We start from the raw sequence: 16070 nt of genomic DNA on the forward strand, positions 1-16070 counted from the left end.
TGACAAAATATAGCGATATACCCCTACGCCATTTAGTATTTTTCCGTAACGAAAGACCTTTTTATGACCATCGAGCAACTGCGAGCATGGCTGCGTGACTGGGTCGCCCAGGCCACCGGTGTTTCCGCCGAAGAGATCCTAGATTCCAAGCCTTTGGAAAATTATGGCCTCTCCTCGCGGGATGCTGTAGTGCTATCCGGCGAGCTGGAAAACCTTCTGGGCACCCGCCTCGATGCCACCGTGGCATATGAGTATCCCACCATCGAGCTGCTGGCGGATCGCCTGCTGAACGCACCTGCGGCGCCCCAGCCAGAAGAGCACGCGCCGCGGATCGCGCAGGGATCCGACGTTGCGGTCATTGGTCTTTCCGGCCGCTTCCCGGGCGCCAAGAATGCCCAAGAGTTCTGGTCTATGTTGGCGGAATCCCGCGCGGGCACCGGCCCGTTGCCAGTGGGCCGGTGGTCCGAGTACTCCGCCGATCCGGTCATGAGCGAGAAGATCGCTCAGCAGAATACCGACGGCGGCTATATCGAAGACATCGCGTCCTTTGATGCGGAATTTTTTGGCCTGTCCCCACTTGAGGCTGCCAATATGGATCCCCAGCAGCGCATCCTGTTGGAGCTGGTGTGGGAAGCGTTAGAAAACGCTGGTGTTCCCGCCAATGAGCTGCGGGGAACGCAGACCGGTGTGTACATGGGCTCGACCAATAATGACTACGGCATGCTCATCGGCGCCGATTCCGCTGAGATGCACCCGTATGCGCTGACCGGCATTTCTTCCGCGGTGGTGGCTAATCGCATTTCCTACGCCCTGGATTTCCGCGGCCCTTCCATCAACGTGGATACGGCTTGCTCCTCCTCCCTCGTGGCGGTGAACCAGGCGATGAAGGATCTGCGCACGGGGAGCGCGGACGTGGCGCTGGCTGGCGGCGTGAATATTCTGGCCGCCCCGCATGCGTCCACGGCGTTCTCGGAGTTAGGCGTTACCTCTCCAACGAGCGCCATTCACGCCTTTTCTGACGACGCCGATGGCATCGTGCGTGCCGACGCCGCCGGCGTCCTCGTGCTCAAGCGCTTGGAGGACGCGGAAGCCGACGGCGACGATATCTTGGCCGTCATCAAGGGCTCGGCCGTTAACTCCGATGGCCACTCCAACGGCCTGACCGCCCCGAACCCGGAGGCACAGGAGGATGTGCTGCGTCGCGCGTATGCTGATGCGGGCGTAAATCCGCAGGACGTGGACTATATCGAGGCCCACGGCACCGGCACCATTCTGGGCGATCCGATCGAGGCCTCTGCCCTGGGACGCGTGCTCGGTGCGGGCCGCGGGGTCGAAACTCCAATTTTGCTCGGCTCTGCCAAGACCAATATCGGCCACTCTGAATCCGCCGCGGGCGTGGTCGGCCTCATCAAGGTCATCCAGGCCATGCGCAATGACGTGATTCCGGCCAATATCAATTACTCGGCGCCGAATCGCTATATCGATTTCGAGGCCGAGCACCTTGAGGTAGTCGAGGATCCGCGCGAGTGGCCCGAGTACTCCGGCCACAAGGTCGCTGGCGTATCCGGCTTTGGTTTCGGTGGCACCAATGCGCACGTCGTGCTCACCGATTACCGCGGCACCCCGGCTGAACGCGCGCCGCAGCTTTCCACCGACACGGTGGCGTTGCCGGTCTCTGGCCTCTTGCCTTCGCGCCGGGCACGCGCTGCGGCCCTGTTGGCAGACTTCATTGAGGCGGAAAAGCCCGCGCTTGTCGACGTCGCCCGCACCGTCGCCCGCCGCAACCACTCCCGTTCCCGTGCCGTCGTGACGGCTAGCTCCACCGAGGAAGCAGTCAAGCGCCTGCGCCAAGTAGCTGAGGGCAAGGTTTCCGTTGGCATCGCCGCTGCGGATTCCCCGCAGGTTCCGGGCCCAGTATTTGTTTATTCCGGTTTCGGATCCCAGCATCGCAAGATGGCTAAGGACATGATTGCGATCTCGCCGCAGTTCAAGGCTCGCTTGGAAGAGCTCGATGCCATCGTGGACTTTGAGTCCGGCTGGTCCATCCTGGATATCGTCAACGACGACGCCCAAACCTATGACACCGAGACTGCCCAGGTGGCCATCACCGCCATTCAGATTGCGTTGACGGACCTGCTCGCTTCCTTTGGCGTGCGCCCGGCCGGCGTGATGGGCATGTCCATGGGCGAGATTGCCGCGGCTTATGCCGCAGGCGGCATCTCCGCAGAGGACGCCATGGTTATTGCCTGCCACCGCGCGCGGTTGATGGGTGAGGGTGAGGCGTCGCTAAGCGATGCCGAGCAAGGAGCCATGGCCGTCGTAGAGCTCTCGGCCGATGATATTGCCGCGCTCGACGGCAATATCGAACCCGCCGTGTATACCGGACCCGGTATGACCACCGTGGGCGGCCCCCGCCAAGAGGTACTGGACTTGGTGGAAAAGCTCGACGGCGAGGGCAAGTTCGCCCGCGCTCTCAACGTGAAGGCCGCCGGGCACACCTCGGCCGTGGACCCCATCCTGGGCGAGCTGCATGCAGCCATCGCCGGCATGGAGGCCAAGCCGCTGCACACCCCGCTGTTTTCCTCCGTGGATAAGGGCGAGGTTTATCGCCCTGGTACCACCGTCCACGATGAGGACTATTGGCTGCGCATGACCCGCCACTCGGTCTATCTGCAGGATGCCACCGAGGCAGCCTTCAACGCCGGCCACACCCAGCTGGTGGAAATCTCGCCGAACCCGGTGGCGCTGATGGGCCTCATGTCCACCGCCTTCGCCGTGTGCAAGGCCGATGCGCAGCTGCTGTATGCGTTGAAGCGCAAGGTAGATCCCACCGAGTCGTTGCTGGATCTACTCAGCAAGCTCTATGTCGCCGGCATGCCGGTAGATTTTGGCGCAGTCTTTGGCTCGGGTGCGCGCGTGGAGGCGCCCTATACCCAGTTCAACCGCCAGCGCTTCTGGACCAACGCGCGCCCGTCGGCCGGCGTTTCCAGCCTGCCGGGCGCACGCGTCAACCTGCCAGAGGGCAAGGTGGCCTTCTCTACCAATGCGGACCAGGCGCCATCCGCGCTGGCCATCGTGGAGGCCGCGGCCGAGGCCGTCAAGCCTGGGGCGCGCATCATCGCCACCGAGGAACACGCCGACCTGCCACCGCGCGGTGAGGTCACCACGGTGGTAAGCCAGTCCATCGGTGGTATGTCCGTAGCCGTCTACGCCGTCCGAGGCGCACAGACGGAGCTCCTAGCGGAAGGCTTTGCCTCCGCCTTGGACTTGGGCGCGGCGCCTATCCCGGGCGTGGCCGAGGTGCCCGAAAGCGCGCCTGCAGCGACGGAAGAAGTCGATGCCGTGCGCTGGGATCCCACGGAGGAGACCGTGGAGGACCGCCTCGCACTCATCGTGTCGGAATCCATGGGCTACGACGTCTCTGACCTGCCGCGCGAGTTGCCGCTCATTGACTTGGGCCTGGATTCCCTGATGGGCATGCGCATTAAGAACCGCGTGGAAAATGACTTCCAGATTCCGCCGCTGCAGGTGCAGGCGCTTCGCGACGCCTCTTTGGCAGACGTCATTGCCATGGTGGAAGAGGCCGTCGCCGGCGGCAGCGTGGATACCAGCGACATTGCTTCTGCGGATACTCCTGCACCAGAAGAAGACGAGCCCGGCCAGGGCGTCGGCGTTGCCCCGCGCGATGCCTCGGAGCGCATGGTCTTTGGTACCTGGGCCACCTTCACCGGAAAGGCCGCGGCGGGCGTTACCTCGGCGCTGCCTGAGGTGAGCGACGAGGTTGCCACCCAGATTGCCGAGCGCCTCACTGAGCGCGCCGGCATCGAGGTCACCGCCCAGCAGGTCCACGAGGCCGAGGCGCTAGAGACTTTGGCCGACCTCGTCCGCGAAGGACTGGAGACCGAGGTAGAAGGCAATATCCGCGTCCTGCGCGAGGCTGATGGTCCGGCCGTATTCATGTTCCACCCAGCCGGCGGCACCACTGTGGTCTACCAGCCACTGACCCGCCGCCTGCCTGAGGACGTGGCAGTCTACGGCGTAGAACGCATCGAGGGCTCGCTGGAAGAGCGCGCCGAGGCCTATATCGAGGACATCCTGCACTACGCTCGCGGCCGAAGGGTCGTGCTCGGCGGATGGTCCTTCGGCGGCGCGCTGGCCTACGAGGTGGCCTACCAGCTGCATCAGCGCACCCAGCGCGGCCAGGATTCGGTGGACGTGGCGTTCATCGCGCTGCTGGATACCACCCAGCCGTCGAACCCAGCGCCGGATACCCCGGAAGAAACCCGTGCCCGCTGGGAGCGCTACGCGGCCTTTGCCAAGAAAACCTACGGACTGGACTTCGAGCCGCCGTACGAGATGCTGGAGACCATGGGCGAAGATGCGCTCATGACCATGTTGGCGGAGTTCCTCGCTACTACCGACGCCTCCGAGCACGGCCTTGCCGCCGGCGTCCTGGAGCACCAGCGCGCTTCCTTCGTGGATAACCAGATTCTGGCCAAGATTGACTTCCATCGCTGGGCCGATGTCACGGTGCCGGTGCTGCTTTTCCGTTCCGAGCGCATGCACGACGGTGCGATTGAGCTGGAGCCGCGCTACGCTGAGATTGATCCCGACGGAGGTTGGGGAGTTATCGTTAAGGATCTAGAAATTGTGCAGCTGCAAGGCGATCACCTTGCAGTGCCAGACGAGCCAGCCATCGGCATCGTGGGCAAGCATATGGACGAATGGATCGAGGAGAAGATACGTGGCGGCCAAGCAGACAACCGCTGAGAAACTCGCTGACCTGCGCGAGCGTCTGGACAAGGCGCAGGACCCAGGCAGTGAGCGCTCCCGCAAGCGCCGCGACGAGGCTGGGCGCACCACGCCTCGTCAACGCATCGATGAATTGCTAGATGAGGGTTCCTTCGTCGAAACCGGCTCCTTGGGTAAGACCCCAGGTGACCCTGACGCCATTTATTCCGATGGCGTGGTCACCGGTTATGGCCGCATCTCCGGCCGCCCAGTGTGTATCTACGCCCACGATAAAACCGTCTACGGCGGCTCTGTCGGCGTGACCTTTGGCAAGAAGGTCACCGAGGTCATGGACATGGCCATCAAGATTGGCTGCCCGGTCATCGGTATCCAGGATTCCGGCGGCGCCCGCATCCAGGATGCGGTGACCTCGCTGGCCATGTACTCCGAGATCGCCCGCCGCCAGCTTCCGCTGTCCGGCCGCAGCCCGCAGATTTCCATCATGATGGGCAAGTCGGCCGGTGGCGCCGTCTATGCTCCCGTGACCACGGACTTTGTCATTGCCGTGGACGAGGAAGCGGAAATGTATGTCACCGGCCCGAACGTCATCCGTGAGGTTACCGGTGAGGATATTACCTCCGCTGAGCTGGGCGGTGCTCGCCAGCAGGAGCTCAACGGCAACGTTTCGGCCGTCGTTCCCTCTGAGGAAGACGCCTTCGACATGGTGCGCGATCTCTTGGACCACCTGCCGCTGACCTGCTTTGATGAGTCACCGGAGTTCGCTGCGCCTTCCGACGCCGAAGTGGCAGAAGACGAAGAGCTCAACGCCTTCATGCCGGATGACACCAATGCTGGCTACGACATGATGGACTTGTTGACCCAGTTGGGCGATGACGAGGATCTCATCGAGATTCAAGAGAACTTCGCGCCCAATATGATCACCGCCTTTGGCCGCATCGATGGCAAGACCGTCGGCTTTGTGGCCAATAACCCCATGCACCTTGCGGGCTGCATTGATGCCGATGCCGCCGATAAGGGCGCGCGCTTCATCCGCATCTGCGATGCTTACAATATTCCGCTGGTCTTTGTGGTGGATACCCCGGGCTACCTGCCGGGCGTAGAACAGGAAAAGGTGGGACTTATCCACCGCGGCGCCAAGTTTGCCTTCGCCGTGGTGGAAGCCACCGTGCCGAAGGTCTCGCTCATCGTGCGCAAAGCCTACGGCGGTGCCTATGCGGTGATGGGCTCGAAGAACCTGACCGGCGATATCAACCTGGCGTGGCCGACCGCGCAGATCGCCGTGATGGGCGCGGCCGCTGCCGTGGTGATGATCGCCGGCAAGCAGCTCGAGGCCGCCGAGACCCCGGAACAGCGCGAAATGACCAAGAAGATGTTCATGGACTTCTACGATGAGACCATGACCGCTCCTTATGTCGCGGCCGAGCGCGGCTATCTAGACGCGATGATTCAGCCGAATCAGTCCCGGTTGGCGCTCCGTCAGGCACTGCGCCAACTGGCCACCAAGCAGGAAAGCGATCTGCCGAAGAAGCACACTATTGCCCCGATGTAATGCCTTGTGCTTGGATAGCATATAAAGAGCTAATCCTAGTGAAGGAGTTATCTATGATTCTGTCTAGCGCTGTGGACATCGTCAGCGAGATCATTGGTTTCGTGGTCGATATTCTGAATCAGGCAGGCATTCAGGTAAGTTCCAAGTAAAAGGAGCAAAAAAGAAGGAGGGTTAAACCCTCCTTCTTTTTTATTTGCGGGCGAAAAGCCGCCAGCCAAAGAAAAATAGTGCGGACATCACCGTCGCTACGATGAGGAAGCTCCAGTGCGGCAGGCGGCCGTTGACCAGCATCCACAGGGCCATGCCGCCCACGACGGTGCTCAGCCAGACGATGCCGCCCTCCTTCCACTTGCCCTGCGCTTTGGCAGCCAGGATGATGACCCAGCCGATAAGCGCGCCTATGGCCCAGGGCCAAAAGGCATCTACCCAGGTGGAAAAGCTCAAACCGCCGTGGGCGAGGCGGGCAGCCACGGCGAAGAGCATCAGGGCGATGATATCGATTACGGGGGCGATTCTCATGCGTTTTCCTTTCGGTTCAAGGCGGCGTAGGTAATGCCCTTGCGGGCATAGTGCCAGAAGTAGATTAGCCAGCCAATGATGGTGATCAAGGCGAAGGAGATAAGGCGGTAGATGATGGCCGCGCCGGTAGCGTCCACCGCGGTCATGCCCGTGGCCACCAGAGTGGCGATGATGGCGGCTTCCACCGTTCCGAGGCCGGCCGGCGTGACCTGAGCAGAGCCGGCAAGCTTAGCGGTGAGATAGGCCAGCGCCACGCCGGCCATCGTCGTGGTGTCCTCGCCCGCATGCAGGGCGGGCAGGTGGCCGGTAACGGCCCACACACAGCCCCAAAGCGAAACCATATCGATCAGGCGGTTGGCCAAAGAGTAGAAGGACACCCAACCGAATTGGCGGCGGGTAAGGTGAACTTCCTCCAGATTCTTGACCTGATCCACGAGGGCTTCGCGCTTGGAGCCCTTAATGAGCTTTTGGCGGTTGAGCCAGCGGATAATGGTATCTGGATGATTGGTCAGCCAGAACAGGCCGCCAGAAAGCGCCAGCATGAGCACCAAGGTGCCGATGAGGGACCAGAGCGCCATATCCGCGTTGAGGAAGAGCACGCCGCCCAAGCCGATGAGCACGAGCCACATCGTGGAAATGGCAGAGGACAGCACGAAGAACCAGCCACACAACATGACGGACGCGCCCCACGTGCGCTGCACGTAGAAGGTGAGGATGGCGGAAAAAGCTGGGCCGGCCGGAAGAGTGGTGGACCAGGCATTAGCGGCCAACGTTAGTGCTGCGGTTTCTGAGGCCGGTACCTTGATGCCGCCGGCGCGAATGAGCAGGCGCATGACCTCGCCCATGGCGAGTACCGCCACGATGGAGGCGATGATCACTAGCGCTATCGCGGCCGGATTGGAATGAGAAAGCCGCGAGAAGCCTTCGCGCAGGAAGTCCAGCTCATCGCGGAAGACATAAACCAAGACCAGCAGGACGATGAGCGAGGCGATAAGGCGCAGCCACTTCTTCACTTACTTACCCCCTTCGAGGCGTTGTTTGAGTTCAGTGAAGGGAACAGTCTTGCCGCGGTGGGTCGCACCGCCGGTCAAAGTGGTGGTGGCGTGGCGCAGCCAGCTAGGGGCCCACCAGTTATCCTCGCGCAGCAAGTGCATGACGGCCGGGACGAGGAGCATGCGGACAATGGTGGCGTCGATAAGCAGGGCAAAAATCATGCCGTAGGCAATGTATTTCATCATCACGATATCGGAGAAGCCGAATGCGCCGGAGACCACGATCATGATAAGCGCCGCTGCGGTGATGATGCCGCCGGTATGCGCGGTGCCGGCCGCAATAGACTCGTCGGTGGAAGCGCCGCGTCGGCGGGCCTCCACCATGCGGGAGACCAAAAAGACCTCGTAATCGGTGGACAGGCCGTAGACAATGGCGATGATGAGCACCAAGATCGGGCTCATGAGCGGGCCGGGCGTGAAGTTGAGGAAGTCCGAGCCCAAGCCGGCAACAAACATCAGCGTCAGGATGCCCAGCGTTGCGCCCAAGGTCAGCAGTGTCATCACAATGGCCTTGAGCGGCAGCACGAAGGAGCCGAAGACTAGGGCCATGAGCAGGAACGTTGCCAGCACCACATAGAGCGCCATCCACGGCAGCGTGTGGAAGAGCGCATCGAGGGACTCCACCTCCATGGCGGGAGTACCGCCCACGTAGAGGTTCACGCCCTCAGGGGCCTTGACCTTTTCCAGCTCGTGCACGATCTTCGCGTAATCATCGCGGTCTTCAATGCCGGCGGAAAGGACGGTCGTGCCGTTCTTGGTGGCGGTCGTCGGCGCCATGGGCTCGGTGAGGCCGTCGAGGCCGCGGACCTGCATGACGACGTCGACAAGCTGCTGGTTCGAGGCATTTTCCACCACAAGCTTGACCGGCTCCGTGCGGAAGGCAGGGAACTCTTCGTTGAATTTATCCTGAGCCACGCGGGTGTCCTGGTCGGGCGGCAGGTAGGACTCGTTGATGCCGCCAAAGGTAATGCTCATCACGGGCAGGGTGAGCGCGATGAGCAGGCCGCATACGGCGATGGTCAGTCCGCGGGCGTGGCGCATGGCCCAGCGCGGAAGCTTATACCACCAGGTGTCCTGAATGGTGCGAGCCGTTCGCGAGGTACGGCGCACGGACCAGGTATCGATCTTGGGGCCGAGCATGCCAAAAATGGACGGCAGCACGGTGACCGAAAGGAGCGCGGCCAAGCCGACTGCAGAAATGGAACCATAGGCCACGGATTTGAGGAAGGCCTGGGGGAAGAGGAAGAGGCCGGAAAGCGCAACGGCGACCATGGCCGCGGAGAAAACCACGGTTTGCCCGGCGGTTGCGGTGGTGGTGGCCACGGCTTCCTCGGTGGAGCGGCCCTTGTCCAACTCCTCGCGGAAGCGCGAAACCATAAAGAGGCCATAATCGATGGCGAGGCCGAGCCCCAGCAGGGTGACGACGGCCTGGGCAAAGACATTGACCTGCGAGAAGCTGGCCAGGATGGACAGGATGCCCAAAGAACCCAAGATGGAGAGACCGCCGACCACCAGCGGCATGCAGGCCGCAACGACGGAACCAAAGACCACCAGGAGGAGGATGCCTACCAGTGGTAGGGCGGCCTTTTCCGCGCGGGAGATGTCATGGGACATTCCCTCATCCAGGGCATCTGCAACTGCCGTGGCACCCGCAATCTCCACTGGCGCGGAGGTATCCGTCAGCGCGCCCTCGATGGTGCGGAAATCCTTCAGCGTCTGCTCGTCATCGCCTTTGAGCCCGATGGCTGCGAAGGCTAGTGAATGATCGGCATTGACCAGGTTCGGGTTCTTCGTGTCGAAGTAGCTGGTCACCGAGTCAATCTGCTCCGGATACTCCGATTTCAACTGGGCCAAGTGCTGCTTGGCGGCGTCGAAGTTCTCATCGGGGGAGTGGAAGAGCAAGATGACATCGCCGGAGTTATCGCGGCCGAATGCTTCCTGCTCGATCTGGGCCGCGCTTGTCGACGCCGCATTGGGATCCTCCCAGCCCTCTTGGCTCATGCGGTCTTCGAGCTGCAAGCCAAAGCCGATGAAGAGCGCAAGGATGGCGGCGACGATGACGGCGGGGATGAGCCGGCGGTGCGCATAGGAAAAACGTCCCCATTTTTCAAACATTGGGGCAGCCTCCTAGCGGTTATTAAGCAGCGCAGCCAGGGGACGGAATGGCTGCAGCCATGCACCACCCTCGGGCAGGTTATCCAGGTTCACGCGCGGTAGCGGCTCGCGGAATACACCCTCGATATCTTCCAGGTCCACAAAATTGATATCCGCGTGGCCTACGGCCCAGGCGGCATGCTCATGGAAACCGAGGACCGTTACCGGAAGGCCTTCTGCGATGAGCTCTTCCAATGGTTCCTGGAAATTCTGGCCATCGGCGGAGGCAACAATCACGCCGGCTAGATCCTCACGGAGGCTTTCGATGTGGTCGAGCATATCCGGATCCACGTCGTCGTCTTCGTGGATCTTGGGCTTGGCAAAAACGCCGAAGCCCACGTTGCGGATGGCTTCTACCCATGGGCGGATGACATCGGCGCCGCCCGGGGTGACATTAGTAAAGACATCGGCGCGCGGCTCCGCATCAACATCCTGGGCAAGGTGTACCAGCCAGCGGCCGATGGCGTCGAAGCGCGGGCGGTGTGCGGCGGTGGGGCGGCCGCCGAGCAGGGAGCCCAGGCCCATGTCCATATTGGGCGCATCCCAGACAAGTAGGTAGGTGCTCATTTATTTCTTCTCCCAGAGATACTCCGTGATGACGTGTTCTTTATCTAGGCCCTTGCCCTCAAACTTGGTGATGACCTGACGATCCACCAACTGCGGGCACTCTGGCCATGGCCAGCCCTTGTAATCCAGGCTCGGCTCTACGTCCACAAGTTCATCGATCCACTCGGCGTATCCGGCGTGGTCGGTAGCAACGTGCAGCACGCCGCCCTTCTTTAGGCGGGACGCAAAAAGGTTGAGTGTGCCCGACTGGATGATGCGGCGCTTGTGGTGACGGGCCTTTGGCCAGGGATCCGGGAAGAAGACGCGGATGCCATCAAGGGATTCCGGCGCAAACATGCGCACCATGACCTCGATACCATCGCCGCGAATCATGCGGATATTGTCGATTCCCTCGCGCTCGATCTGGCCCAGTAACTTGGCCAGGCCCGGCTTGTAGAGTTCGACGGCGATGATATTGGTATCGGCCTCCTTCGGCGCCATGGCGGCGGTAGAGGTGCCGGTACCGGATCCGATTTCCACGATGGTCTTGGCGCCGCTGCGGCCAAACCAGGCATCGAGGTCAATGACCTCGTCTTCCAGCGTGCGGCCTAGTTCTGGCCAGCGCTTTTCAAAAAGCTCATGCTGATTTTCGGTCAGCGTGCCGCGGCGGAAGGTGACGTTGCCCAGGCGTGGGTAGTCAAGCTCGTTGTCGAATACGGCATTGAAATCGGTCTGTGGCGGGCGCCCTGGAGGCATTTCTCCAGCGCGGGTGTTTTGAGAGTTATCTGTGTTATTCATTGCGGCCTATTTTTCCCTGCTTAGCCTTGCCAAGCAATACGCCGTGCCGTGGGTCACGTGTGGCGAGATCAATCCTGGTATAACCAGTGGGGCCGGTTGGGGGTGGGGATGATCGTTTTGGGCGCCGCCGGGGAGGGGAATAGACCCCCAGACAGGGGGGGTGGCAAAAGGCGATTTTTAACACAGTATCTGTGGTTGCGCTTGGTGAAGTTCTGGTAAACGCGGTGGATATAACCAGTGTGACAAAATCTGCGCAAATTATTCGGACAAGCACGTTAATCTTGAGGTGGAAGGCACAGTTGGGGATTCATTTCCCCACTTTTCACACCCACCCTCAGGAGAATTACTAATGACCGCCACTATCCCAGGGCTCGTCGGAGAGCTGCCGACTAAAAACGAAAAGCTTATCGGCTGGATCAGCGAGAACGTTGAGCTTTTCCAGCCGGACCAGGTGGTCTTTGTAGACGGCTCCCAGGACGAGGCTGACCGTTTGGCCGCAGAGCTGGTGGAAAAGGGCACGCTTATCAAGCTGAATGAGGAAAAGCGCCCTAATTCCTACCTGGCTCGCTCCAATCCTTCTGACGTTGCCCGCGTGGAATCCCGCACCTTCATCTGTACCGAGAATGAAGATGGCGCCGGCCCGACCAATAACTGGGCCCCGCCAGCTGCGATGAAGGAAGAAATGACGGAAGCTTTCCGTGGCTCCATGAAGGGTCGCACCATGTACGTGGTTCCCTTCTGCATGGGCCCGATTAGCGATCCGGAGCCGAAGCTGGGCGTGCAGCTGACTGACTCCGCCTATGTTGTGCTCTCCATGCGCATCATGACCCGTATGGGTGCTGAAGCCCTGGAGAAAATTGGTGCTGACGGCAACTTTGTCCACGCCCTGCACTCCGTGGGTGCCCCGCTAGAGCCAGGCCAGGAAGATGTGGCGTGGCCATGCAACGACACCAAGTACATCACCCAGTTCCCTGAAACTAAGGAAATCTGGTCCTACGGTTCTGGCTACGGCGGCAACGCCATCCTGGCTAAGAAGTGCTACGCGCTGCGCATCGCTTCCGTTATGGCCAAGGAAGAGGGCTGGATGGCCGAGCACATGCTCATCTTGAAGCTGACCAACCCAGAAGGCAAGAAGTACCACGTTGCAGCCGCCTTCCCGTCGGCCTGTGGCAAGACCAACCTGGCCATGATTACCCCAACCATTCCGGGCTGGAAGGCTGAGGTCGTTGGCGATGACATTGCGTGGCTACACCTGCGCGAAGACGGTCTCTACGCCGTAAACCCGGAAAACGGCTTCTTCGGCGTAGCTCCTGGCACCAACTACGACTCCAACCCGATTGCCATGCGGACCATGGAGCCGGGTAACACCATTTTCACCAACGTTGCGCTTACCGACGACGGCGATGTCTGGTGGGAGGAGATGTCCAAGGAGGCACCAGAGCACCTCATCGACTGGACCGGTCAGGACTGGACTCCGTCTTCGTCTACCAAGGCTGCGCACCCTAACTCCCGCTACTGCGTGCCGATTTCCCAGTGCCCGAGCGCCGCTCCAGAGTATGACGACTGGCAGGGCGTAAAGATCGATGCCATCCTCTTCGGCGGCCGCCGCAAGACCACCGTTCCGTTGGTTACCCAGGCTTTTGACTGGAACCACGGCACCATGATCGGCGCCCTGCTGGCCTCTGGCCAGACCGCTGCCGCAGAGGGCAGCGTTGGCACCTTGCGCCACGACCCGATGGCTATGCTGCCGTTCATTGGCTACAACGCCGGCGATTACCTGCAGCACTGGATTGACATGGGTGAAAAGGGCGGCGACCGTATGCCGTCTATCTTCCTGGTTAACTGGTTCCGCCGCGGCGACGATGGTCGCTTCCTGTGGCCGGGCTTCGGCGAGAACTCTCGAGTACTCAAGTGGATCATTGACCGCATCGAAGGCAATGTTGAGGCTGAGGAGACCGTCGTAGGTCACACCGCTCGCGCCGAGGACATCGACCTCGAGGGCATCGACTTTGATATCGAGGATGTGCGCGCTGCTCTCGCCGTCAACCCGGAGGACTGGGAAGGCGATATGCAGGATAACGCCAGCTACCTCAACTTCTTGGGCTCCCGCGTCCCGTCCGAGGTGTGGGACCAGTTCCACGCTCTGAAGGAGCGCGTTGAAAACGCCTCCTAAGCACTAGGCTCAGCCAACCCCCAGCGACGTCATTGACGCTGGGGGTTTCGTATTGCCTTACCTAGATATAAAAAGTAAACAATAAGTTAATCTTAGTTAATAAAGGTGAAACTCTTTATCGTTAACGATGACAACTATTAATAATTATGAAATTATTTTATCGGCCCGGAAAACGGGTATTTCATTTCGGAAAAGGAGAGAAATAGATGCGGAAAAAAAAGTCTGGCTTCCGCAGCCGCTGCTTTTGTACTAGGTGCTAGTGCACTTGGGGGAACTGCTTTGGCAGGAGAACTTGTCGATGGGGGGATGTGGGAACACGGTAAGGGTGGAGGACGAGTGTGGTCGAACTACCACCATCCCAGTGTTAATCACGGTAGTTCCGTGAATGGCCACAAGTACGTTGACTCTGGCTGCCAGCCAGCGAATACGTGGGCCCGTGCGCAGGCATCATCTCGTTGGCTCGGGGCGGATGGCGCTTATTACCGCTTGTGTTAATAGAAGGTAAGCGTCACAAGGGTCGCCGTCATGGGCGACCCTTGCTTTAGTTAAGGAAGTATTTCATGAAAGAAGGCGTTAGCCTTTCTCAACGAATTCTCGCCGCATTTTGCGTACTATCCGCATTGTTCTTGGGGTATTGGGCGTTTGCGATGACGCAGTCGGAGGGAATATTTGAAACCGGCTCTTTCATTAACGTCGGATCGAATGATGGCCAGGGCTCTGAAATTCTTGCTGCACTCGATGAGGCTGCGCAATCGAAGGGTGAGCGCATTGCAGTGGAGCTCGAGCAACCGGACCATACCGACGTCTACGCTGCTGGGGACTTTGGTAGCAGTTGGTACGACACGATTGTGCCGGGCAGTCCAGTTCACATGCACGATCTGTCGGAATTGCCGGATAAAGATCCGCGTCAACTCCTACAACTGTCCGGGGGCGAGGATTTCAAAAATACAGTGTATGGAATTCTGGATGCTCACAGCGCGCAGCATCAGGAACTTGAAAGCCTAGAGTGGTCGTTCCTTTTCACGGATACCGCGCTAGCTGGAATTTATTTTCTGATTCTGGCCACGTGCTTTGCTGTCGTCGTGGCCGGCGCGATCGCGCGGACTAGGGATTATGCCGTTTGGCAGCTTATGGGACTATCGCCTAGGGCCATATTTGCACGTGAGTTTCGGCGTTCTTATGCAAGTGCATTTCTTAGTGCACTGGCCATCGCGGTGGTGGCGCTGGTGCTGTGCGCAGTATTGGTTTCACCACGTGTGATGCTAGGGATTATGCGCTACTCGGCAATATTTCTGCTTCCGCTTCTCGTGGTCATGGTGGCTGCATTCCTCCTGACTGTATGGGCATGTAAAAAGCTAGCGTTGAGGGATCGGCTCAAAGGGAAGCTGCCGCAGCGCAGTACCGTGGCAATTGTCGTCTTGTTGAAACTCGTGCCCTGTATTGCAGCTGTAGGACTCATAGCCCCAGCACTAAACCACCTGCATGAAGTGGAGGTGCAAAAAGGCGTTGGTAACTTCTGGAAGCAAGCCGATGATCTGCAGCTCCTGGAACTTTCAGGGGCGCGTGATAGCGAAGGCATCGTAGATTCAACACACAAGTTATCCGAGCTTGCGCGGGCTAAATCTACGGTTGGTCAGTTTCAATATGTACAGTTTTCTGAGGACTCACCGGCAGAGTTCGGCGGAGTCGGCCGCGATATGCTCAGCTTCAATTACACGGCAGCGATGCGTTCGGTGGAAGGCCCACTGCGCGAGAAATTGCAGAATAATCCGCCGCATGAGCCCACAAGGTATATTCCGCGAGGACTGGAAGGCAGTGCAGATTCGGTCCCGAAGGACTTCTATTGCAGCGAGCACGAATGCCCAGTGGAAATCCTCGATAGTGATGACTTCGACGTAGCTACTTGGCAGATAGATGAAACTGGTTGGGGAGAACAGATAAAAACTGCGGGGCCGGTGATGACCATCTATCCGGACGACCAGTTGCCGTCAGATAGAACCATTGTTGCCGGCATGACTCAGAATGGCACTGGCTTTCTGGGTGGGGTTCCGCCTGAGCTTCGCGATGATCCGGACCTTAGCAACTTCGTTTTGAAGACCAACTCGGCTGCACATCTTTGGGCCAAGGGAAACGCATCGCTGCGTGCCGATACCGTTGCGTTGGTCCTCGGTGTCATTGCTGCGGCTTTGATTGCGCTAACCATGGCGGTCATTGCGGGCTTTTTGTATCGAAAGTTGTTTGCACAGCGGCTTCGCGTCTACCGGTTCATGGGAATCCCCATGGCTCGGGCGTATCGATATTTATGGCTTGCTGACGCCGCAATCTGTTGTGTCACCATCGCTTATCTATGGTTTAAAGGCGGCCAAGCACGAGAGCTAGAACGTATGAATAGTATGCCCGCCGTCGTCGCTCAGCTGAAAGTAACGCCAGAAGCAATGGCCTACGGGGTTGGGCTTTCGATTCTTGTGGCTGTCGTTTCAGTAATGACAATGGTGCACATCTCATATCGGGCAGGAAAGAGATAGAA

Annotated in this window: 10 protein-coding genes; 5 read left to right on the forward strand and 5 right to left on the reverse strand. The window is 59.8% G+C overall.

Annotation, left to right across the window (positions count from 1 at the left end; all coding sequences use genetic code 11):
* Positions 1-63 precede the first annotated feature (63 nt).
* Both ACKFRY_RS03450 and ACKFRY_RS03455 read left to right on the forward strand, forming a co-directional pair.
* The gene (locus tag ACKFRY_RS03450) at positions 64-4770 is read left to right on the forward strand and encodes an alpha/beta fold hydrolase (protein WP_408923199.1); all 4707 of its coding nucleotides are present in this window, start codon (positions 64-66) and stop codon (positions 4768-4770) included.
* Positions 4745-6301, forward strand: coding sequence for an acyl-CoA carboxylase subunit beta (locus tag ACKFRY_RS03455; RefSeq protein WP_408921778.1), 1557 nt, complete (start codon positions 4745-4747; stop codon positions 6299-6301). The genes ACKFRY_RS03450 and ACKFRY_RS03455 overlap by 26 nt, the downstream gene beginning before the upstream one ends.
* Before the next feature lie 189 nt (positions 6302-6490).
* Here ACKFRY_RS03455 and ACKFRY_RS03460 read toward each other — a convergent pair whose 3' ends face one another.
* From ACKFRY_RS03460 to trmB, 5 genes are read right to left on the reverse strand one after another with little or no spacing between them, the layout of a single operon-like run.
* Positions 6491-6820, reverse strand: coding sequence for a DUF3054 domain-containing protein (locus tag ACKFRY_RS03460; RefSeq protein WP_150851218.1), 330 nt, complete (start codon positions 6818-6820; stop codon positions 6491-6493).
* On the reverse strand, positions 6817-7833 hold the full coding sequence (locus ACKFRY_RS03465) for a YbhN family protein (protein WP_408923200.1): 1017 nt from the start codon (positions 7831-7833) through the stop codon (positions 6817-6819). The genes ACKFRY_RS03460 and ACKFRY_RS03465 overlap by 4 nt, the downstream gene beginning before the upstream one ends.
* On the reverse strand, positions 7834-9987 hold the full coding sequence (locus tag ACKFRY_RS03470) for an MMPL family transporter (protein WP_408923201.1): 2154 nt from the start codon (positions 9985-9987) through the stop codon (positions 7834-7836).
* Between the two features lie 12 nt (positions 9988-9999).
* Positions 10000-10593 (reverse strand): NYN domain-containing protein, encoded by a 594-nt coding sequence (locus ACKFRY_RS03475; protein ID WP_005325427.1) that lies wholly within the window; start codon positions 10591-10593, stop codon positions 10000-10002.
* Positions 10594-11370, reverse strand: coding sequence for a tRNA (guanosine(46)-N7)-methyltransferase TrmB (gene trmB / locus ACKFRY_RS03480; RefSeq protein WP_005325428.1), 777 nt, complete (start codon positions 11368-11370; stop codon positions 10594-10596).
* Positions 11371-11719: 349 nt separating this feature from the next.
* Between trmB and ACKFRY_RS03485 the strand changes: the two genes are divergently transcribed.
* From ACKFRY_RS03485 to ACKFRY_RS03495, 3 genes are all read left to right on the forward strand, one after another.
* Positions 11720-13543, forward strand: coding sequence for a phosphoenolpyruvate carboxykinase (GTP) (locus ACKFRY_RS03485; protein ID WP_408923202.1), 1824 nt, complete (start codon positions 11720-11722; stop codon positions 13541-13543).
* A 222-nt stretch (positions 13544-13765) separates the two neighbouring features.
* Positions 13766-14038, forward strand: coding sequence for a lactococcin 972 family bacteriocin (locus ACKFRY_RS03490; RefSeq protein ID WP_408923409.1), 273 nt, complete (start codon positions 13766-13768; stop codon positions 14036-14038).
* A gap of 65 nt (positions 14039-14103) precedes the next feature.
* Positions 14104-16068 carry a hypothetical protein gene (locus ACKFRY_RS03495; RefSeq protein WP_408923203.1) on the forward strand — a complete coding sequence of 655 codons (1965 nt, stop codon included), beginning with the start codon at positions 14104-14106 and terminating at the stop codon, positions 16066-16068.
* Positions 16069-16070 lie beyond the last annotated feature (2 nt).

It is taken from the genome of Corynebacterium tuberculostearicum, from assembly GCF_046097255.1.
In the GTDB taxonomy this organism is placed as follows: domain Bacteria; phylum Actinomycetota; class Actinomycetes; order Mycobacteriales; family Mycobacteriaceae; genus Corynebacterium; species Corynebacterium tuberculostearicum_J.